Raw genomic sequence first — 20,348 nt, forward strand, 5'->3', positions numbered from 1 at the left:
CAGAGAGGAACGGCTCGTGAGCCTGGAGGAACTGACCCAAAGGAAGCCCTTCTACGCGACGATGCGTCTGCTGACCGAGGCGGCCTGGCGGCGCAACCTGACCGTCGAGGCCCTGCTGGCCCTGACCGACCTGCTCGATCCGCCGCAGGACGCGGAGGCCGCACACCCGGCCGGCGAGACGTCGACACCGGGTACGCCCGGCTGAGCCGGCCGGGCTTCTATAGGTGTCGACCGAAACGTAGTGTTGGTCGGGTGAGTGGTGACGTGGTCCCGTCGAAGCGGGAGGTACGGATTTCCGACGCCGAGCGGGAGGCCGTCGTCGCCCGGTTGAGCGCTGCGGTCTCGGAGGGCCGGCTGACCCTGCCCGAGTTCGAGGAGCGCGTCGACGGCGTGCTGCGCGCCCGGACCGACGGCGAGGTGCAGCCCTTCGTCGCCGACCTGCCGGCCGTGGCCCCGGCCGTCGCGCCCGACGAGGTCGTCGAGTTGAGCAGCCATGCCGGGCAGATCAAGCGCTCCGGCCGGTGGGCGGTACCCCGGCGGTTGGTGATACGCAGCATGGCCGGCACGGTCAAGCTCGATCTGCGGCACGCCGTGATCAGTCACCGGGTGGTCGAGATCGACCTCGCCACCCAGGCCGGCTCGACGACCATTGTGCTGCCAGTCGGCGCAACCGCCAACATCGACGGGATCAACACGAGCGCCGGCACGGCGAGGGCCAAGGTGCCGTCCACACCCGAACCCGGCTCGACCGCCCCGCACGTCGTGGTCACCGGCAGCACCGCCGCCGGCTCCCTGGTGGTGCGCTACGAGCGCCGGTTCTGGCGCTGGCGCTGGTAGCCCGACGACGGCCTACCCGGACACGATGGTGCGGAAGCGGGGGACGACGACCCCGACGCGCCCGTCGGCGACAACCCCCGCAGATCCCGACGACAACCCCGCGAAATGTGGCTCGGATAACGGAAGACAGGGCCGACGGCGGCTCCGACGACGGCTCTGCGAGTCTGCACGGATGCAGGACTGGGAGACGCGGGTCGCCGAGGCGTGGGCGTCGATCGACGACTACGAGGACCGGGAAGCCGATTTCCGTACCGTGATCGACAGCTTGGCGGCGGAACTGCCCGACGACGATCCCGTTGCCGCGTTCGAGCGCGCCTGCGCGTGGGACTCGACCGGACACTCCGACCGGGCCGTGCCGCTCTATCGGTGGGCGCTCGACCACGGGCTCTCCGGTTACCGGCGGCGCCGGGCAGTGATCCAGATGTCCAGCTCGCTGCGGAACATCGGGCAGGCCGAATTCGCGGTCACCCTGCTGGAGGCGGAGCGCGACATCGACCCGGCGACGTTGGACGAGCCGACCCGGACCCTCACCGACGCGATCAGCGCCACCCTGGCGCTCTGCCTGGCCGACAGTGGTCGCGAGCGGGAAGCGGTGTCGGTCGCGGTCGCCGCGCTCGCCCCACACCTGCCCCGTTACCAGCGCTCGATGGCGAACTACGCGCGACTGCTGCTCGCCCCCGACACCAAACCCGAATAGCTCGCCCCGACCCCTAACCGGAACACCTGGCGCCCGACGCCGAACCGGGATGGCTGGCGTCAGTACGGCGTGACTCCCGCCGGCAGGGTCGAGTTCTCGGCGGCCGTACCGATGAATCGCAGCAGGATCCGCCGGAACGCCCTCGCCGCGTGCGTCGGTTCCGGCTCCCGCCGCCGGGCCAGCGCGATCGTCCGGTGCACTCCGGGCGGGGCCAGCGGGGTGACCCAGAGCCTGGGCCGCCGGGCGACCACGATGCCCGGCACCAGGGCCACGCCGAGTCCCGCCTCCACGAAGCTCAGCACCGCGTCCATCTCGCCGCCGTCGACCGCGAGCGACGGCTCGAAGCCGGCCTCCCGGCAGGCCCGCAGGGTGGCGTCCCGCAGGTCGTAGCCCTGCCGGAACATCAGCAGCGGCTGGTGCCGCAGGTCGGTCAGATGCATGGTGCCGGCCGAGTCGGTCATCGGCAGCGGGTTGAGCGACGCGACCACCAGGTTGTCCCGGAGGATCGGCTCGGCGGTCAGGGCCGGGTCGGCGCCGGTCGCCGGCAGGATGATCAGCGCGAGATCCAGCTCGCCCCGGAGCAGGTCGCGGACGAGATCCTGCGAACCGCTCTCCTCCACCCGCAGGTCGACGCCGGGGTGGGCGTCCCGGAACCGACGCAGCACGGCCGGGGCGAGCGAGGTGGCCAGGCTGGGGGTGGCGCCGAGGCGTACCCGGCCGCGCCGGACCCCGACGAGTTCCTGCACCTCGCGGCGGGCGGTGTCGACGTCGGCCAGGATGCGCTCGGCGAGCGGCAGCAGCACCTCGCCGGCCGCCGTCAGGCCGATGTTGCCCCGGACGCGCTCGAAGAGCGGGGCGCCGAGATCCGACTCCAGGGCGTGAATCTGCTTACTCAGCGAGGGCTGGGTGATCCCGACATTGTCGGCGGCATGAGTGAAATGCCGGGTTTCCGCCACTGCCACGAAGTATCTCAACTGGTGGAGCTGCACTCGGATAGCCTACAGCTATCGTCACTGAGCCTTCGATGCATTGGACGACTAATCGGAGGTCTCCTAGCGTTCAGGTGGTGACAGCTGTATCGACGCGGTCGCCGATCCGGTCCAGCATCGGCCTGAAGGCCGTGATGGCGGTGACGGGCATCCTGCTGGTGCTCTTCCTGATCGCGCACATGCTCGGCAACCTCAAGATCTTCTTCGGTCCCGCGTCCTTCGACCACTACGCGCACTGGCTGCGGACCATCGGCTCCCCCGTGCTGCCCGACACCTGGTACCTGTGGATCCAGCGCGCCGTGCTCGGCACCGCCCTGGTCGCGCACATCTGGTCGGCCACCGTGCTGGCCCGGCGGGCCCGGGTGGCCCGACCCGTCCGGTACGCGCACCGCCCCAAGGTGCACGGCAGCTACGCGGCCCGGACCATGCGTTGGGGCGGGGTGATCATCGCGCTCTTCGTCGTCTACCACCTGCTGGACCTGACCACCGGTGACCTGAACCCGGTCGGCGACCCGCGCCGGCCGTACGCGAACGTGGCCGCCGGGTTCGCGCCGGAACGCTGGTACGTGACCCTGGTCTACACCGTCGCGATCGTGACGCTCGGCTTCCACCTGCGGCACGGGATGTTCAGCGCGTTCCGCAGCCTCGGTCAGCAGACTCCCCGGGGCGAGGCCCGGGCCCGGGCCGCCGCGCTCGGCTTCTCCGTCGCGCTCTGCGCCGGATTCCTGGTCGTCCCCTTCGCCGTGATCGCGGGATTGGTGCGTTGAGAATGAACGCCTCTGGTGGCTTGGACCTTTTCACGCTGGGCGAGCCGATCGCCGACGCCAAGGCCCCGGACGGGCCGATCGAGACCCGCTGGCAGCGCCGCCGGTTCGCCGCCAAGCTGGTCAACCCGGCCAACCGGCGCAAGCTGACGGTGATCGTGGTCGGTACCGGGCTGGCCGGCGGCTCGGCCGCCGCGACGCTGGGCGAGCAGGGCTATCAGGTCAGGTCCTACTGCTATCAGGACAGCCCGCGCCGGGCGCACTCGATCGCGGCTCAGGGCGGCATCAACGCCGCCAAGAACTACCGCAACGACGGCGACTCGATCCAGCGGCTCTTCTACGACACGGTCAAGGGCGGTGACTTCCGGTCCCGGGAGTCGAACGTACGACGGCTCGCCGAGGTCTCGGTGGAGATCATCGACCAGGCGGTGGCCCAGGGCGTACCGTTCGCCCGGGAGTACGGCGGGCTGCTCGACACCCGCTCGTTCGGCGGTGCGCAGGTGCAGCGCACCTTCTACGCCCGGGGCCAGACGGGCCAGCAGTTGCTGCTCGGGGCGTACCAGGCGTTGGAGCGGCAGATCGGGCTGGGCCGGGTCGAGATGCACAGTCGGCACGAGATGCTGGAACTGATCGTGGTCGACGGCCGGGCCCGGGGCATCGTGGTCCGGGACCTGGTCACCGGCGAGATCACGACCGACTTCGCCGACGCGGTGGTGCTGGCCTCCGGCGGCTACGGCAACGTCTTCTACCTCTCCACCAACGCCAAGGGCTGCAACGTCACCGCCACCTGGCGGGCGCACCGCAAGGGCGCGCTCTTCGCCAACCCCTGCTACACGCAGATCCACCCGACCTGCATCCCGGTCTCCGGCGACCATCAGTCGAAGTTGACCCTGATGAGCGAGTCGCTGCGCAACGACGGCCGGGTCTGGGTGCCGGAGGCGGCCGGCGACGACCGCCCACCCCGGCAGATCCCGGAGGAGGAGCGGGACTACTTCCTGGAGCGGCTGTACCCGTCCTTCGGCAACCTGGTCCCCCGGGACATCGCCTCCCGAGCGGCCAAGAACGTCTGCGACTCCGGGCGGGGCGTCGGGCAGTCCGGGCTCGGCGTCTATCTCGACTTCGCCGACGCGATCGACCGGCTCGGCCGGCCCACCATCGCCGAGCGGTACGGCAACCTCTTCGAGATGTACCAGCGGATCACCGGCGAGGACCCGTACGAGGTGCCGATGCGGATCTATCCGGCGGTGCACTACACGATGGGCGGGCTCTGGGTCGACTACGACCTCCAGTCGACCATCCCCGGCCTGTTCGTGATCGGCGAGGCGAACTTCTCCGACCACGGCGCCAACCGGCTCGGCGCCTCCGCGCTGATGCAGGGCCTGGCCGACGGCTATTTCGTGCTGCCCAGCACCATCGCCGACTATCTCGCGGCCGGGCCGTTCGACGCGCTCACCGACGACCACCCGGAGGTGGTGGCGGCCCGGGACGACGTCACCGACCGACTCGACCGGCTGCTCGCCTGCCAGGGGGACCGCACCGTCGACTCGTTCCACCGCGAACTGGGCCAGATCATGTGGGACCACTGTGGAATGGAGCGGAGCGACGCCGGGCTGCGCAAGGCGCTCGGCGAGATCCGCGGCCTGCGCGAGCAGTTCTGGCAGCGGGTGAAGGTGCCCGGCGACGGCGAAGGGCTCAACCAGGCGCTGGAGAAGGCCGGCCGGGTCGCCGACTTCTTCGAGCTGGCCGAGCTGATGTGCGTGGACGCGCTGCACCGGACAGAGTCGGCCGGCGGGCACTTCCGGGCCGAGAGCCAGACCCCGGAGGGCGAGGCGCAACGCGACGACGAGCACTTCAGCTATGTGGCGGCCTGGGAGTTCACCGGCGCCGACCGCCCGCCGGTGCTGCACCGGGAAGACCTGCGATTCGAGTACGTCCACCCGAGCCAGCGGAGTTACAAGTGAATCTGACCCTGCGGATCTGGCGGCAGACGGGACCGGACGATCCCGGCCGGATGGTCAGCTACCAGGTCCCGGACGTCTCCCCCGACATGTCGTTCCTGGAGATGCTGGACGTACTCAACGACCGGCTGACCCTCGACGGCGAGGACCCTGTCGCCTTCGACCACGACTGCCGGGAAGGCATCTGCGGCGCCTGCGGCATGGTGATCAACGGCGTCGCGCACGGCCCGGAGCGGGCCACCACCGCCTGCCAGCTCCACATGCGACACTTCCGGGACGGCCAGACCATCGACATCGAGCCGTGGCGGGCCAAGGCGTTCCCGGTGATCAAGGACCTGGTGGTGGACCGGAGCGCGTTCGACCGGATCATCGCGGCCGGCGGATACGTCACCGCGCCGACCGGTGCCGCCCCGGAGGCGCACGCCCAACTGGTCCGCAAGTCCGATGCGGACGCCGCGTTCGAGTCGGCCGCCTGCATCGGCTGCGGTGCCTGCGTCGCGGCCTGCCCGAACGGCTCGGCGATGCTCTTCACCGCCGCCAAGGTGAGCCACCTGAGCCTGCTGCCGCAGGGCCAGCCGGAACGCACCACCCGGGTCGTCGGGATGGTCGACGCGCACGACGAGGCGGGCTTCGGCGGCTGCACCAACATCGGGGAGTGCACGGCCGTCTGTCCGAAGGGGATTCCGCTGACCAGCATCGGCCGGCTCAACCGGGACTATCTGCGAGCCACCCGGGAGCGGGACGGCGTACCCGGCACCTGATCGCCGGCAGCACCGCCGCTGGCCGGCGCGAACCGGCGATACACCGCTGATACCACACGTCGTGTGCGAGTCGTGCGAGTCGTGCGAACCGCATACACCGCCATACACCGCACGGTGTGCGAGTCGTGCCCTACAGCGGTGCGGGCCGCGGTCGCCTATTGTTACCGGTCGGCAAGCCGCGAATCCGGCAGTCCCTCGCGCGGGCCCGTTCGTGTCGGGCGGCCGTCGGGCGGCGACATCGACTCCGATGGGAGACCACGTGGTAAGCAGGGTGAATCGCAGGACCGCTCTGGGCATCGGCACCGCCGCCACCGCCGGCGTCGTGCTCGGAACCGCCACCCCGGCGATGGCCGCCCCGAACAGAGGCCAGGGAGTCGAGAGCCCCGACCGGGCCCGGGCCGACCAGGTCGCCGCGATCTACCGGCGGGAGAAGACCAAGGCCGGCGGCAACTGGTACGCGTACCTGAGCGTGGCCAGCGGGACCGGCCCGGCACCGCTGCCGGCGGTACGGGAGAACCCGGACACCGTGGTCGAGGCGTACAGCGTCAACAAGATCGCGGTGGCCACGGCGGTACTGGACAAGGTCGACCGGGGACTGCTCACTCTGGACCAGCGGGTCGACGTCACCGCGTCGATCGTGGTGCCGGGCGGCGACGGCATCTTCAGCCTGGACGGCGCGTACCCCAGCTCGGTGACCCTGGGGCACGTGCTCGCCGCCCTGCTGACCGTCTCCGACGACACCGCCGTCCGGCTCTGCGGCCTGGTCTGCCCGGCCGCCGAACTCAACCAGATCCTGGTCGCCAAGGGCTTCCCGAAGACCCAGGTCGAGCCGGTCGCCAACCCGAACCGGTTCTTCCTCGGCACCAGCACCGCCCGGGAGACCCACGACCTGCTCCAGGCACTGGTCCGGGGCACGCTGCTCTCCGCCACCTCGACCACCTTCCTGCTCAACCAGCTCCGCGCGCCGATCGCGTTCACCGACGGCATCCGCCGGAACATGTCGTCGGCCGACCGGGCCCGGATCGCCACCAAGGCGGGCTGGTTCAGCAACGCCCGGCACGAGGCCGGACTGATCTTCGACCCGGCCGGTACGCCGGTGCTGACGTATGTGCTCTTCGCCGACGGCCAAGCCGGCTCGGACAACTTCGGCTCGACCCATCCGGCCGTGCAGGCTCGGGCGGCGATGGGCCCGGCCTTCCTCAGCACGGTCGACGGGCTGACCAACCTGTCCGTGCCGGCCCGCCGACCGAGGATGTACCGGCCGAGCAACGGCGGCTGACTCCCGCCGTACGCCGGCCGGTGGTACGCCGGCCCAGGCCGCCGAGCCGACCACCTTCACCAACACCGTGCCGGACTCCCGTCCGGAGTGGGTGCCGGCCGCCGGTGCCCCTCGCTCGTGGGAACGAGGGGCACCGGCGGAGGTGGCAGTCAGCGGGTCAGGGTGAGTTCCGGGTCCTCGGCCGGCGGCAGTGGCGCGGCCACGCCCCGGCCGACGGCCTCGTAGACGGCCGGCCGCCTGCTCCGGAGCAGCAGCCCCCAGCCGAGCCCGACCAGCGCGGCGATCAGGGTGACCGCGGGCAGCAGCCAGGCCAGGTAGCTCGGGTTGCCCGGTGCGAGCAGCGCGTCGAAGTTCACCAGCAGCACCACCAGGACGGCCAGCAGCAGCACGGTGGCCAGCGCCGGGGCGACCAGCCGCTGCCAGGCGCTCACCCCGACCTCCGGGCGGCGGCGGAAGAAGCCCACCACCGAGGCGGAGGTGAGGGTCATCAGCAGCACCACCCCGACCGCCGAGACACCGCTGAGCCAGGTGAACAGGTCGACCACCGGATCCCGGTCGGCCAGCACGAAGGCCAGCACCACGCCGAGGGCCAGTACGGTCTGGGCCAGCGAGCCGGCCACCGGCGCCCCGGTGCGGATCCCGGTCTGGCTGAGGAAGGCCGGCAGGACCCGCTCCCGGCCCAGCGCGAAGAGGTAGCGGGCCACGCCGTTGTGGAACGACAGCAGGGCGGCCAGCACCGAGGTGATGAAGAGCAGGTTCGCCACGTCCGCCACCGTGCTGCCGGCATGGTCGGCCAGGGTGCCGAAGACCACCCCCGGACCGGCCTCGACCGAGGCGGCCTGGGCGTTCTCCGGGCCGGTGACCACGGTCAGCGCCCAGGCGGAGAGCGCGTAGAAGGCGCCGGTGAAGGCCACCGCGACGTAGGTGGCCCGGGCCACGGTACGCCGGGGGTCCCGCACCTCCTCGCTGTAGATCGCCCCGGACTCGAACCCGGTGAAGCTCGCGATGCCCAGCGCGAGTACCGCACCGAGCCCGGCCGCGAAGAGGTTGCCGGGGTCGAGCCCGGCGAGGCTGATGCTGCCGCCGGCCGGGTTGCCGAACGAGACCACGTCGAAGATGACCACCGCGAGGCATTCGAGCAGCAGCAGCACCGCGAGGACCGTGGCGTTCAGGTCGACCTGGAGCACCCCGAGCACCCCGACCAGCGCGAGGCCGACCAGCGCCCAGATCCACCACTGCTGCTCGACACCGAACTTCGTCGACATGAAGTCGCCGAGGATCGCGCCGAAGAGTCCGTACAGTCCGATCTGGATGGCGTTGTAGGAGGCCAGCGCGATGAACGAGCCGGAAACTCCGCCGGCCCGGCCCAGCCCGTTCGCGATGTAGGAGTAGAACGCGCCGGCGTTGCTGACGAATCGGCTCATCGCGGCGTAGCCGACGGCGAACACGCCGAGGATGGCGGCGAGCAGCACATAGGACAGCGCTGCCCCGACGTTGCCGCTGACGGCGTACATCGTCGTGACGCCACCGCCGAGCACGGTCAGCGGTGCCGATGCCGCGACGGTGAAGAAGACGAGATGCACGGTGCCCAGACGTCCCCGGCGCAGGCCGGTTTCCAGGGCGGAACTGGATGACATATGTCGGTCTCTCTCGGAGTGGGATGACGAGAAAGGGGCTCTCGAACGACACCGGAGAGGGTATGGGTGATCACGCCCCGCGACAAGAGATCGACGCGTCGCATTATCGAACACGCAGGGCCAGGACGGGTTGAACGGACAGTGCACATGCCGTACCGTCCTGCATCGACATTGAACCTGCTTCAACCTGAACGGCGCGGCGCGCACGCACCGCGTCCGGCCCTGTGGTCCGCCGGACCGCAAGGGGAGGTGGGAAAGGTTCATTGAGGAGTGACCGCCCCGGCATGTCGGCCGGCCGGCCGAGGATGACGGATGACGAATTTGCCTGGCCCACCTACCGAGCGGCTGGCCGACGAACTGTTCCTCATCGCACACGATGACTACAGCGGCAAGCCCCTCGCCGCGGCGATCCTGGTGGATGCCGCCCTCTCCGGCGCACTCCTCGCCGAACTGCTCTTCGACGGGCGGATCACCCTGGTCCGGTCCGCCGTGTACGTCGCCGACGACCGGGCCTGGCGGGAGCCGGTGACCGACCGGGTGCTGGCCGAGATCGTACGCCGGGGCGACGGTCATCCCGCGCGCTCCTGGCTGGAGTTCCTCGCTCCCCGGGTGCGGGACCACGTCGGCGACCGCCTGGTCAGCGCGGGCGCGGTACGCCGGATGACCACGCGTGGGTTGAACCTCCGCGTGACCGTCCGGTTTCCCGGGCTCGACCCGAACCGGGTCGCCCGGCCCCGGGTCCGGCTCAACGCCATCCTGGAGCGTTCCGACCAGCCGCTGGACGCCCGCACCGCGACGCTGGCCGGGCTGGTCCGGGCCGGCGGGCTGGTCCGGGCGTTGATCCCGACCAACCGGTCGATCGTGGCCGAGCGGATCGCCGCCAGCCGACGGCTGCTCCCGACGGAACTCGGCGACCTGCTCGACGCCGTCGACGCGGCCGTCGCCGCCACCGCGCTCACCGTACGCCGCTGAACTCCCCGGTGCTCAGCCCCCGTGGCAGCTCGCGGAGCCGTCGTCGCCGGGCGCCGCGCAGTGCGTCGCCGTACTCGCCGGCACGTCCAGGGTGGGATTGCGGTCGAAGAAGCCGTCCGGCCGCAGCGTGAAGCCGCACCGGTCCACCGGCATCACCGGCCACTCCTCCGGGCGGGGAAAGTGCGTGGTGCCGAAGGTGTGCCACAGCACGATGTCCTCGCCGTCGATCGGCCGGTCGGCGGCGACGTACTCCGGCAGTCCGGCTCCGCCCGGGTGCTGGTTGACCAGGTCACCGGCGGGGTAGCGCTGCGCCGGGTCGTACCGGGTGACCCAGAGCGAGCGGGTGGCGAAGGCGGCCCGGCGGGCCACCGAGGAGGTGGGGGCGGCCAGCAGCACCGTCTGGCCCTCGGGGCGGAGCTGGTAGCCGACCGGCCGGCCGAGCCGACCCAGCCGCTCCGGGTGGGAGATCCGCCAGGTCCGGCCGACCGAGGCGTCGGCGTCCCGGGCGCCGTCCGACTCCGTCGACAGCCGGGTCACCACCCGGGTGAAGGCGTTGCCGTACGGGTTCTCCGGGCCGACCGGCAGCGCCCGGACGTCCACCTCGTCGACGGCGTTGCGGACCCCGTCGACCGTCATGTCGAGCCGGGCGCTGAACAGGTGCTGGTGGTACGGCGCACCGAGCCCGGGCGCCACCTCGGTCGCGTATCCGCTGCCCTCCTGATAGGCCGAGGTGAAGAGCACCCCGGTCGCCTTCACCTCCAGTTGGATGGTGCCGTCGAGGTAGAGGTACCAGTAGAAGCCGTAGTCGTAGTTGCCGACGGTGGCGAAGTAGGAGATGACGAGGCGGCGCTGCCGGCGGGTCTCCGCCGACTCGGTGAAGAGGTCGGAGTGCTTCCACAGCACCCCGTGGTCCTCCTCGTGCAGGCAGATCGCGTTGCGCACCTCGCGCGGCTCGCCGGCACCGTCGGCGAGTACGGCGTCGAAGTAGTAGATCTCGCCGAGGCAGTCGCAGCCCAGGACCAGCGAGTTCACCTGCTGGCCGAGCAGGTATTCCCCGGCGTCGAAGTAGTTCTGCCAGAACCGCACCGGGCTCGGGTCGGCGTACGGGACGACCATCTCGGCGACCGAGGCGCGGTAGAGCACCGGGCGCTCCCGCCCGCCGTCGGTGAAGCCGAGCTGGTGCAGTACCAGACCCTCCCGGGGGTCGAAGCCGACCCGGAAACTCCAGTTCTCCCAGCGCACCACGTCACCGTCGACCGAGAAGCTGGGACCCTCCGGCTGGGTGATCTCGATCGGCTTCAGGCTGGTCCGGGCCGGCCCGGTGTAGGCGGGGTCGTCGAAGTTGCCCTCCTCGGCCGGTACCGGCAGCAGTTCGTGGTCGATCAGCTCGACGACCCGGCGCTCGATCAGGTCGACGTACGCCACCACGCCGTCGATCGGGTGCGCCCAGCAGTGGTCCTCCGGCCGGTGGGCCAGGAAGGAGAGCACCCGGAGCAGCCGCTTGCCCCGCTCCCCCGGCAGGTCGAAGTCGCCGGCCGTGAGCGGGCAGGGCCGGACCAGGTCGAGTTCGGTGATGCCCCGGCGTTCCATCGCCGCCCGCCAGCCCGGATCGGCCTTGACGATCTCGTCGACCGCGACGAACTCCTCCAGCATGATCGGCGGTTGGCCGTCCCGGGTCGCGTCGTGCTCGCGTACCGACTCGACGGTGCCGGCGGTCACCGAGGCCAGTACGGTCCGGGCGGCGCCGGTGGCGACGTCGAGGAGTACCGCCCGGACCCGGCGGTCCACCGGATCGCCCGGCCGGTACGCCAGCACCACGTCCTTGGCCGGCTCCTCCAGGCCCAGCAGGGCGAACCGGACGGTCGGGCCGAGCAGTCCGTGCCGGTCCAGCAGGGACCGGGCGGCCCGGATCTCGTCGGCGGTGAGCCGGGCCAGCGGATGTCCGTCGGTGAGGCCGGCCCCGGTGCCGGCGGGCTGGTCGTCGGCCAGCAGAGTCATCTGGTGTCCCTCGTCGATTCGCGGATCGTTCCGAGCCGACCTAACCCGAATCACTCTCGGTTGTCCATAGCCGACGGCGCGTGAACCTCTGCCGCCCACGCATCGCCGCCGCCTGCCACGGCGAGCGCCGCCGGGTGCGGCACAATGCTTCCCGGCACCCAGAAGCCCTGCGCCGGTCCCGGCGACGGGCGCGGGCGGAACCGAGTGGATAAGGCGGAACAGGACGTGACAACCTCTGCGCAGCCGCGCTCTGTGCACCAGCGGATCGCCGAGGAGCTCGGCGTACACGAGCGGCAGGTACGGGCCGCGGTGGACCTGCTCGACGGCGGGTCGACCGTGCCGTTCATCGCGCGTTACCGCAAGGAGGCCACCGAGTCGCTCGACGACACCCAGTTGCGCACCCTGGAGGAACGGCTGCGCTACCTGCGGGAACTGGAGGAGCGCCGGGCGGCGGTGCTGGAGTCGATCAAGAGTCAGGGCAAGCTGGACGACGCGCTGGAAGCGCAGATCATGGCCGCCGACTCGAAGGCCCGGCTGGAGGACATCTACCTGCCCTACAAGCCGAAGCGGCGGACCAAGGCACAGATCGCCCGGGAGGCCGGGCTGGAGCCGCTGGCCGACACGCTGCTGGCCGACCCGACCCAGGACCCGCGCACGGTGGCGACCGGCTTCGTCAACCCGGACGCCGGGGTGGCCGACCCGACCGGCGCGCTGGACGGTGCCCGGGCCATCCTGGTGGAGCGGTTCGCCGAGGACGCCGACCTGATCGGCGGGCTGCGCGAGCGGATGTGGTCGCGGGGCCGGCTGGTTTCCCGGGTACGCGACGGCCAGCAGGAGACCGGCGCCAAGTTCGCCGACTACTTCGACTTCGCCGAGCCGTACACCAAACTGCCCTCGCACCGGATCCTGGCGATGTTCCGGGGCGAGAAGGAGGGCATGCTCGACCTGACCATGGACCCGGAGGAGGCGCCCGCGCCGGACGACGCCCCGGTCGGGCCGACCCGTTACGAGCAGGAGATCGCCGCCCGGTTCGACGTCGCCGACCGGGGACGGCCGGCGGATCGCTGGCTCGCCGACACGGTGCGCTGGGCGTGGCGGACCCGGATCCTCATCCACCTCGGTGCGGACCTGCGGATGCGACTCTGGCAGGCGGCCGAGGAGGAGGCGGTACGGGTCTTCGCCACCAACCTGCGCGACCTGCTGCTCGCCGCGCCGGCCGGTACCCGCCCGACGATGGGGCTGGACCCGGGGCTGCGTACCGGGGTGAAGGTGGCGGTGGTGGACGCGACCGGCAAGGTGGTGGCGACCGACACGATCTATCCGCACGAGCCGCGTCGACAGTGGGACGCCTCGATCGAGACGCTGGCCAAGCTGGCCCGGGCACACCGGGTCGAGCTGGTGGCGATCGGCAACGGCACCGCCTCCCGGGAGACGGACAAGCTCGCCGCCGACCTGATCAAGCGGTACGCCGACCTGAACCTGACCAAGATCGTGGTCTCCGAGGCCGGCGCCTCGGTCTACTCCGCCTCCGAGTACGCCTCCCAGGAGCTGCCCGGGATGGACGTCTCGCTGCGCGGCGCGGTCTCGATCGCCCGCCGGCTCCAGGACCCGCTGGCCGAGTTGGTCAAGATCGACCCACGCTCGATCGGCGTCGGGCAGTACCAGCACGACCTCTCCGAGGTGAAGCTCTCCCGATCGCTGGACGCGGTGGTGGAGGACTGCGTGAACGGCGTCGGCGTCGACGTCAACACCGCCTCCGCGCCGCTGCTGACCCGGGTCTCGGGGATCGGCGCCGGGCTGGCCGAGAACATCGTGCTGCACCGGGACGCCAACGGCCCGTTCCGGACCCGGCAGGCGCTGAAGCAGGTGGCCCGGCTCGGCCCGAAGGCGTTCGAGCAGTGTGCCGGCTTCCTGCGCATCCCCGGCGGGGACGACCCGCTGGACGCATCCAGCGTGCACCCGGAGGCGTACCCGGTGGTCCGGCGGATCCTCTCCACCACCGGCGGCGACCTCTCCGCGCTGATCGGCAGGACCGCCGTGCTGCACAAGCTCAAGCCCGCCGAGTACGTCGACGACACCTTCGGGCTGCCGACCGTCACCGACATCCTGAAGGAGCTGGAGAAGCCGGGCCGGGACCCTCGACCGGCGTTCCGGACCGCCACCTTCGCCGACGGCGTGGAGAAGATCGGCGACCTCAAGCCGGGGATGCTGCTGGAGGGTGTGGTCACCAACGTGGCCGCGTTCGGCGCGTTCGTGGACGTCGGGGTGCACCAGGACGGGCTGGTACACGTCTCGGCGATGTCCCGGACCTTCGTCAAGGACCCGCGCGACGTGGTCAAGTCCGGTGACGTGGTCCGGGTGAAGGTGCTGGACGTGGACGTACCCCGGAAGCGGATCTCACTCACCCTGCGGCTGGAGGACGAGGCCGAGCCCCGCCCCGCGCGGGACCGGGGCGGCGACCGGACCGGCCAGCCGCGCCAGGGGCGCGGTGGTTCCGGCGGCGCCGGCCGGTCCGGTGGCGGCAACCGCTCCGGTGGCGGCCAGGGTGGCTCGTTCGGCGGCGGTGCGCTGGCCGACGCGCTGCGCCGAGCCGGGCTGGACAAGGGACTGGACGGGAAACGCCCCGGGCGGTAGCTCCCGGCGCCCGCCGCGACCGGCCCTCGGCTGGTCGCGGCGGACCCGGTCGGCCTGGTGCTGGGCGGGGCCGGCCGCACGTGCCCGGCCCGACCGGCATCCTCTTGCTCGCGAGGTCCAACGGTCAGCCGCCGTCGGTACGGTCCGGTCAGCCTGGTGTCGGGCGGGGCCGGCCGCGCGGACCGACCGGCATGGTCCTGGTGGCGGGGCCGGCGGTCAGCCGCCGCCGGTACGGTCCGGGACCGAACGGGGTGGGCCGGGCACGTCGGGGCCGCCCCGGGGAGCCGGCGCGGGACGGCGCCGGCGGATCCAGGCCGGCCTGGCGGCGGCGACCCGCTCCCACCACAGCCGCTGCACCAGCAGCGTCAGCACGCCGGCCACGACGATCGCGCAGAGGTTGATCAGCAACTGGACGAGCGATCCGAGCGCCTCGTCGAAGACGCCGTAGCCGAGCGCGACCGCTACGTTCGCCGCCGCCGGGACCGTGGTGACCGAGATCAGCACCCCGACCAGCGAGCCGGCCCGGTTCGAGGTGACCGAGAGCATCCCGGCCACCCCGGCCAGGAAGCCGACCACCCAGGAGAGCGCGTCGGGCCGCCAGATGAAGTCGGTCATCGGTCGGTCGGCGAGCAGCATCGACCGGTCGACCAGGCCGGCGGCGGTCAGCGCCCAGGTGCTGAGTACGGTCACCGCCATCGCGGCGAGGAAGCCGATGCCGAGCGCCAGCAGCGAGCGCCGGACGATCGACCCGCGCCAGCGCAGCAGCGCCACGGAGAGCGCCGCGAGCGGCCCGAACTCCGGGCCGACCACCATCGCACCGACGATCAGGATCGGCTGGTCGAGCAGCACCCCGATGCCGGCGATGACGGTGGCCAGGGTGATCAGCAACAGGTACGTCACCGAGAGCCGGGTCTCCTCGCCGGTCTTCTGGGCGATCTCGTCCCAGACCACCGCGTCGGCACCCAGCCCTGGCGCCGCCCGGGCGGCCCGGTCGGCGGCGGCCGAGAGGGTGACGTCCACCCCGTCGCCGACCACTCCGCCGGCCCGGTCCACGCCGAGCATCCGCAACGCCGCCAGCACCTCGTCGGCACCCTCCCGGACGACGTCGCAGAGCAGCACGTCCCCCGGCGGCGTACGGGCGGCGCCGGGCAGCACGATGAGGTGCGCCACGGCGGGGTCGGCGGAGAGCATCTCCTGCACGGCGGCGGACCGGTCGGTCGGCACGATGATCCTCAAATGCAGCACGCCGCCATCCTCCACCCACCCCACCCCCAACATCGTGGGAGGCCGGTCGAATTGTGGTCTCCTACTACCCGTGCAGGGGTAGTAGGAGACCACGCAGCAACGACCCGACCAACCTCGATCAGGTTTCCGTGGCCGGGCCGGTGGGAGCGGCGCCGGGGGTGGCGCGCAGTCCGGCGGCGGCGTCGGCCCGGCGCAGGGCCAGGGTCTCCCGGATCCGGCGGCGGACGGCCGAGCGCCGGGCCCGGTCGGCCACCCCGGACCGACCGCCCGCACCGAACGAACCTCTTTCAACCTCCCCTTGCGGTCCGACGAGCCGCAAGGCCGGAGGCGGCGCGTGAGCGCCGCGCGGTTCAGGTTGACAAAGGTTCGATGCGAATGCACTCCCTTTCGACATGCCCGCACGGTAGGAGCGCGGATATGCGAAAGCTGTCAAGAACGTGTGCCCACCCGGTGCGGGCCGCCGTCTGACCGTTTCCGGATCGCGACTTCATCACTTCTTCACCGTTCCGGCGCTCTAATCGATGCCGCCAGGAGCAGGCAGAATGGGGAAACATGAGCGCGCGGATACTGGTCGCCGAGGACGATCCGAAGCAGGCCAACCTGGTCCGGGTCTATCTCGAACGGGAGGGCCACAGCGTGCTGGTCGTCGGCGACGGCCGGGCCGCCCTGGAGCAGGTCCGGGCCCGCCGCCCCGACCTGGTGGTGCTGGACGTGATGATGCCGGTGGTGGACGGGCTCGACGTGTGCCGGATCCTGCGGGCCGAGTCCAACCTGCCGATCCTGCTGCTGACCGCCCGGACCACCGAGGACGACGTGCTGCTCGGGCTGGACATCGGTGCCGACGACTACCTGACCAAGCCGTACAGCCCACGGGAGCTGGCCGCCCGGGTGCGCGCCCTGCTGCGCCGCTCCGGTGTGCTCAGCGCGGGCAACCAGGCGGTGCTCCGGGTCGGTGACCTGGAGGTCGATCCGGGCCGGTTCGAGGTACGGATCGGCGGACGGCTGGTCACGCTCACCGCCAAGGAGTTCGGCATCCTGGAGGTGCTGGCCGGCGAGCCGGGCCGGGCGTTCACCCGGGCCCAGATCATCGACCGGGCCTTCGGCTTCGACCACTACGTGCTGGAACGGACCGTGGACGCGCACGTGATGAACCTGCGCCGCAAGATCGAGGTCGATCCGGCCGAGCCACGCTACGTGCAGACCGTCTTCGGCCGGGGCTACCGGCTGGCCGAGCGGTCCGACGCCGAGCGGAGCCCGGAGGACGCCGCCGCCGGAACGGACCCGTCGGCGTGAGCTTCCGGTTACGCGTACTCGGGCTGGTGATGCTCGTCGCGGTCAGCGCGACCGCCGCGACGCTCTGGCTGGTACTCCGGCAGGCGTCCCAGCAGATCGACGAGTCCGGCGCCGACGCTGCCTCGGTGGACCAGGTCTCCGCCGCGCTGACCGACTACGGCCGCCAGCACGGCACCTGGGAGGGGGTCCGGGATCTGGTCGTACGGCTCGGCGCGCAGACCGGGCAGCGCATCCACCTGGTCACCGAGTCCGGCTGGGTACTCGTGGACACCGACCGGGAGAACAACCCGGACCAGGCGGTACGCGCACTCGGCACAGTGGACGGATATGTCAACCCCCGCCCCACGCTCAACCTCTCCGGGGCGGGCGCCGATCCGGCGGAGATCGCCGCCAAGGAGCTGTACCAGTACCGCACCGGGGTCCGGTACGCCGCCTGCCTGACCCGCAGCGGTGTGCAGCCGACCCAGACGCCGGGCCGGTTCGGCGTGCCCGTGTACGACGTGAACTCGGCCGTCTCGACCGACCCCGAGCTGAATCGACACTGCCGCGACCAGGCGACCCAGTCCGAGCAGGCGAGCAGGGCCGTCCTGGCGGAATTCTCGGCCGAGTGCGACACGACAGACCCGAGCGAGCCGACGGACTACTGCCTGGCCGAGGCGTTCAACGTCCGGATCGCGGAGGTGGCGCCCGAGCCGGCCCGGGTCATCCTCGGTGTCGGTGACGAGGGCGGTCGCGCGCTGGTGGTCGGCCCGCTGCTGGCCGCCGCGGCCGGGGTGGCGGCGGTGGCGATCGTCGCGACAGCCCTGCTCAGCCACCGGGTACTGCGCCCGATCGCGATCCTGACCGCCGCCTCCCAGCGACTCGGCCGGGGCGACCTGACCAGCCGGGTGCCGGTGAAGGGTAACGACGAGATCGCCGTACTGGCCCGGTCGTTCAACCGGATGGCGGACTCGTTGCAGCGCGGCGAGGAACGCCAGCGACGGCTGGTCGCCGACGTGGCGCACGAGCTGCGTACGCCGCTGGCCAACCTGCGCGGCTATCTGGAGGCGCTCTCCGACGGGGTGATCGAGCCCGATCCGGAGCTGTTCGCCTCGCTGCACGAGGAGGCGGTGTTGCAGCAGCGGATCGTCGACGACCTCCAGGATCTGGCGCTGGCCGAGGCGGGCAGCCTGGCGTACCACCGGGCCGACGTCGACCTGGCCGAACTGCTGGAGACGTGTCGTACCGCGCACGGGGCCAGTGCCGACGCGGCCGGGGTGACCCTGGCGGTCACCACCGAACCGGTCACCGTGCACGCCGACCCGGACCGGCTGCGCCAGGTGGTCGGCAACCTGATCACCAACGCGCTGCGGGCCACCGGCCAGGGTGGCCAGGTGACGCTCACGCTCCGCCGCGAGGGCGAGTCGGCCCTGGTCCAGGTCGCCGACACGGGTTCGGGGATCGCGCCGGAGGCGCTGCCGTACGTCTTCGACCGGTTCTGGCGGGCCGACTCGGCGCGTGGTCGGAAGACCGGCGGGAGCGGGCTGGGCCTCTCCATCGTCCGGCAGATCGTCACCGACCACGGCGGGAGCATCCGGGTCGCCAGCGAGCCGCAGGTCGGCACCACCTTCACCATCACCCTGCCGGTCCGGCCGGCCTGACGGCGTGCCCTCGGCGCGGGCCACCGTGCTGTGACACCGCGTCGAGGCCGGCTGTGGGGCCACCGGCGCAGACGCCGCTACCGGCGGATGCCCGCCCAGTCGTGGTGCCGGCGGACGGTGGAGAGGATGAAGTCGACGACCCGGCGCGAGGTGTCGGTGACCTGGTAGTCCGCCGGGCAGGGCACCCCGGCCGCGCCGACCTGGTCGACGGTGACCGTCACCGCCTCCAGTACGCCGGCCGGGTCGAGGCCGGTCATCACGATGCCGCCCGCGTCCAGCGCCTCGGGCCGTTCGATCGACTCCCGCAGGGTCACCGCCGGGAAGCCGAGAATCGCCGCCTCCTCGCTGATCGTCCCGCTGTCGGACAGCGTGCAGCGGGCCTGCGACTGGAGGCGTACGTAGTCGAAGAGCCCGAACGGCTCGTGGAACGCGATACCGTCCAGTGTGGACGCGTCGGCGGCGAGCGCCTCCAGCCGTTTGCGGGTACGCGGATGCGTGGAGACCAGCACCGGCAGCCGCCAGGCGTCCCGGACGGCGCGCAGGCAGTCGAGCAGCCGGCCCAGCCGGGCGGGGTCGTCGACGTTCTCCTCCCGGTGCGCGCTGACCAGGAAGTAGCCGCCCGGCTCCAGTTCGAGCTGCCGCAGGATCGTCGAGGCGGCCACCTCCGGCCGGTAGTGCTCCAGTACCTCGCGCATCGGCGAGCCGGTGTGCAGGATGCGGCGCGGGTGCAGCCCCTCGGCCAGCAGGTTGCGCCGGGCGTGTTCGGTGTAGACCAGGTTGAAGTCGGCCACGTGGTCGACCAGCCGCCGGTTGGTCTCCTCCGGCACGTTCAGGTCGAAGCACCGGTTGCCGGCCTCCATGTGGTAGACCGGCACCCGCATCCGCCGGGCCATCAGCGCCGCGATACAACTGTTGGTGTCGCCGAGCACCAGCAGCGCGTCCGGGCGCAGCTCGGTGATGGCCTGCTCGACGCCGGTCAGCACCCCGCCGAGCACCCGGCCCAGCGAGGTGGTGTCGACCCGGAGGAAGCGGTCCGGCTCGCGCAGCCGCAGCTCGGTGAAGAAGACCTCGGAGAGGTTCCGGTCCCAGTTCTGCCCGGTGTGCACCAGCAGGTGCTCCACCGTACGGTCCAGCCGGTCCAGTACCCGGGAGAGCCGGATGATCTCCGGCCGGGTACCCACCACCGTCATCACCCGGGTCATCCGGACCTCACCCTCGCTGCTCCACGTTGGACGGTCTTGGTCAACATGTCCTCGATCTGGTCGATGCCGGCCCGCAGCGACATCCGGTCCCGGTAGACCTCCCGGGCCCGCCGGCCCAGCGCGGTACGGGCCGCCAGGGGCAGGGCAGCGGCCTCGGCGAACCGTCCCGCCAGCGCGGCACAGTCCTCCGGCGGACAGACCAGGCCCACCCGGGCCGACTCGACCAGCCGGGCCGCGTCCCCCGCCGCCGAGACGATGACCGGGGCACCGCAGGCGAGCGCGGCCTGGAGCTTGGACGGCACGGTTCCGCGCAGCCCGGGCAGGTCGCGCAGGCAGACCAGTTGGAAGTCGGCCGCCGCGTACAGCTCGGCCATCTCCTCCGGTCGCCGCCGGCCGAGGAAGCGTACGTTGTCGGCACCGAGGTCGGCGGCGAGCCGGCGGG

At 71.8% G+C, this 20,348-nt stretch carries 18 protein-coding genes; 11 read left to right on the forward strand and 7 right to left on the reverse strand.

Features of this window, described 5'->3' with window-relative positions; genetic code table 11:
- Nucleotides 1-16: 16 nt before the first annotated feature.
- The 3 genes from Pma05_RS02105 to Pma05_RS02115 all read left to right on the forward strand — a co-directional run bounded on the left by Pma05_RS02105 (nt 17) and on the right by Pma05_RS02115 (nt 1,534).
- Complete coding sequence (locus tag Pma05_RS02105; protein WP_203855503.1) at nt 17-205, forward strand: hypothetical protein; 189 nt, start codon at nt 17-19, stop codon at nt 203-205.
- A gap of 47 nt (nt 206-252) precedes the next feature.
- A complete protein-coding gene (locus Pma05_RS02110) occupies nt 253-837 on the forward strand; it encodes a DUF1707 SHOCT-like domain-containing protein (protein ID WP_203855504.1) in 585 nt (194 codons plus the stop codon).
- 172 nt (nt 838-1,009) lie between these two features.
- Nucleotides 1,010-1,534: a tetratricopeptide repeat protein gene (locus tag Pma05_RS02115; protein ID WP_203855505.1), complete on the forward strand. Its 525-nt coding sequence runs from the start codon at nt 1,010-1,012 to the stop codon at nt 1,532-1,534.
- Nucleotides 1,535-1,593: 59 nt separating this feature from the next.
- Here the strand turns inward: Pma05_RS02115 and Pma05_RS02120 are convergent, their stop codons facing one another.
- Nucleotides 1,594-2,529, reverse strand: coding sequence for a LysR family transcriptional regulator (locus Pma05_RS02120; RefSeq protein WP_203855548.1), 936 nt, complete (start codon nt 2,527-2,529; stop codon nt 1,594-1,596).
- A gap of 71 nt (nt 2,530-2,600) precedes the next feature.
- Here Pma05_RS02120 and Pma05_RS02125 point away from each other — a divergent pair, with 71 nt between their 5' ends.
- The 4 genes from Pma05_RS02125 (at nt 2,601) to Pma05_RS02140 (ending at nt 7,285) form a co-directional block, all read left to right on the forward strand.
- Nucleotides 2,601-3,290, forward strand: coding sequence for a succinate dehydrogenase cytochrome b subunit (locus Pma05_RS02125; RefSeq protein ID WP_372441419.1), 690 nt, complete (start codon nt 2,601-2,603; stop codon nt 3,288-3,290).
- A 20-nt stretch (nt 3,291-3,310) separates the two neighbouring features.
- The gene (locus Pma05_RS02130; RefSeq protein ID WP_203855507.1) at nt 3,311-5,248 is read left to right on the forward strand and encodes a fumarate reductase/succinate dehydrogenase flavoprotein subunit; all 1,938 of its coding nucleotides are present in this window, start codon (nt 3,311-3,313) and stop codon (nt 5,246-5,248) included.
- Complete coding sequence (locus tag Pma05_RS02135) at nt 5,245-6,006, forward strand: succinate dehydrogenase/fumarate reductase iron-sulfur subunit (RefSeq protein ID WP_203855508.1); 762 nt, start codon at nt 5,245-5,247, stop codon at nt 6,004-6,006. The genes Pma05_RS02130 and Pma05_RS02135 overlap by 4 nt, the downstream gene beginning before the upstream one ends.
- A gap of 271 nt (nt 6,007-6,277) precedes the next feature.
- On the forward strand, nt 6,278-7,285 hold the full coding sequence (locus Pma05_RS02140; protein ID WP_239311517.1) for a serine hydrolase: 1,008 nt from the start codon (nt 6,278-6,280) through the stop codon (nt 7,283-7,285).
- A gap of 149 nt (nt 7,286-7,434) precedes the next feature.
- Here the strand turns inward: Pma05_RS02140 and Pma05_RS02145 are convergent, their stop codons facing one another.
- Entirely contained in the window at nt 7,435-8,922 is a 1,488-nt protein-coding gene (locus Pma05_RS02145; protein ID WP_203855510.1) for an APC family permease, read from the reverse strand.
- Nucleotides 8,923-9,234: 312 nt separating this feature from the next.
- On the opposite strand from Pma05_RS02145, the gene Pma05_RS02150 reads away from it, so the two are divergent.
- Nucleotides 9,235-9,894 (forward strand): GOLPH3/VPS74 family protein, encoded by a 660-nt coding sequence (locus tag Pma05_RS02150; protein WP_203855511.1) that lies wholly within the window; start codon nt 9,235-9,237, stop codon nt 9,892-9,894.
- 12 nt (nt 9,895-9,906) lie between these two features.
- Here Pma05_RS02150 and Pma05_RS02155 read toward each other — a convergent pair whose 3' ends face one another.
- Nucleotides 9,907-11,892, reverse strand: coding sequence for a primary-amine oxidase (locus Pma05_RS02155; protein ID WP_203855512.1), 1,986 nt, complete (start codon nt 11,890-11,892; stop codon nt 9,907-9,909).
- A 225-nt stretch (nt 11,893-12,117) separates the two neighbouring features.
- On the opposite strand from Pma05_RS02155, the gene Pma05_RS02160 reads away from it, so the two are divergent.
- On the forward strand, nt 12,118-14,526 hold the full coding sequence (locus Pma05_RS02160; protein ID WP_275414630.1) for a Tex family protein: 2,409 nt from the start codon (nt 12,118-12,120) through the stop codon (nt 14,524-14,526).
- Between the two features lie 216 nt (nt 14,527-14,742).
- On the opposite strand, the gene Pma05_RS02165 is transcribed toward Pma05_RS02160, so the two are convergent.
- Together Pma05_RS02165 and Pma05_RS43360 are read right to left on the reverse strand one after the other, a co-directional pair.
- Entirely contained in the window at nt 14,743-15,771 is a 1,029-nt protein-coding gene (locus tag Pma05_RS02165; protein ID WP_203855514.1) for a DUF389 domain-containing protein, read from the reverse strand.
- A 118-nt stretch (nt 15,772-15,889) separates the two neighbouring features.
- Nucleotides 15,890-16,024, reverse strand: coding sequence for a hypothetical protein (locus tag Pma05_RS43360; protein WP_275414631.1), 135 nt, complete (start codon nt 16,022-16,024; stop codon nt 15,890-15,892).
- Nucleotides 16,025-16,323: 299 nt separating this feature from the next.
- On the opposite strand from Pma05_RS43360, the gene Pma05_RS02170 reads away from it, so the two are divergent.
- Nucleotides 16,324-17,064 (forward strand): response regulator transcription factor, encoded by a 741-nt coding sequence (locus Pma05_RS02170; RefSeq protein WP_203855515.1) that lies wholly within the window; start codon nt 16,324-16,326, stop codon nt 17,062-17,064.
- Nucleotides 17,061-18,704, forward strand: a complete 1,644-nt coding sequence (locus Pma05_RS02175; protein ID WP_239311519.1) for a sensor histidine kinase — start codon at nt 17,061-17,063, stop codon at nt 18,702-18,704. The genes Pma05_RS02170 and Pma05_RS02175 overlap by 4 nt, the downstream gene beginning before the upstream one ends.
- Nucleotides 18,705-18,781: 77 nt before the next feature.
- Here Pma05_RS02175 and wecB read toward each other — a convergent pair whose 3' ends face one another.
- Together wecB and Pma05_RS02185 are read right to left on the reverse strand one after the other, a co-directional pair.
- On the reverse strand, nt 18,782-19,906 hold the full coding sequence (gene wecB, locus Pma05_RS02180; protein WP_203855516.1) for a non-hydrolyzing UDP-N-acetylglucosamine 2-epimerase: 1,125 nt from the start codon (nt 19,904-19,906) through the stop codon (nt 18,782-18,784).
- Nucleotides 19,903-20,348 (reverse strand): glycosyltransferase (locus tag Pma05_RS02185; RefSeq protein ID WP_203855517.1); only part of this gene is annotated, 446 nt, incomplete at its 5' end. The genes Pma05_RS02185 and wecB, both read right to left, overlap by 4 nt.

Source organism: Plantactinospora mayteni (assembly GCF_016862935.1).
Taxonomy (GTDB): Bacteria; Actinomycetota; Actinomycetes; order Mycobacteriales; family Micromonosporaceae; genus Plantactinospora; species Plantactinospora mayteni.

Bases quoted from the DNA above. Each gene is read 5' to 3' on its own strand.
- Pma05_RS02115 (WP_203855505.1), top strand. From the start codon at position 1,010: ATGCAGGACTGGGAGACGCGGGTCGCCGAGGCGTGGGCGTCGATCGAC.
- Pma05_RS02145 (WP_203855510.1), bottom strand. From the start codon at position 8,922: ATGTCATCCAGTTCCGCCCTGGAAACCGGCCTGCGCCGGGGACGTCTG.
- Pma05_RS02150 (WP_203855511.1), top strand. From the start codon at position 9,235: ATGACGAATTTGCCTGGCCCACCTACCGAGCGGCTGGCCGACGAACTG.
- Pma05_RS02155 (WP_203855512.1), bottom strand. From the start codon at position 11,892: ATGACTCTGCTGGCCGACGACCAGCCCGCCGGCACCGGGGCCGGCCTC.
- Pma05_RS02170 (WP_203855515.1), top strand. From the start codon at position 16,324: ATGAGCGCGCGGATACTGGTCGCCGAGGACGATCCGAAGCAGGCCAAC.
- wecB (WP_203855516.1), bottom strand. From the start codon at position 19,906: ATGACCCGGGTGATGACGGTGGTGGGTACCCGGCCGGAGATCATCCGG.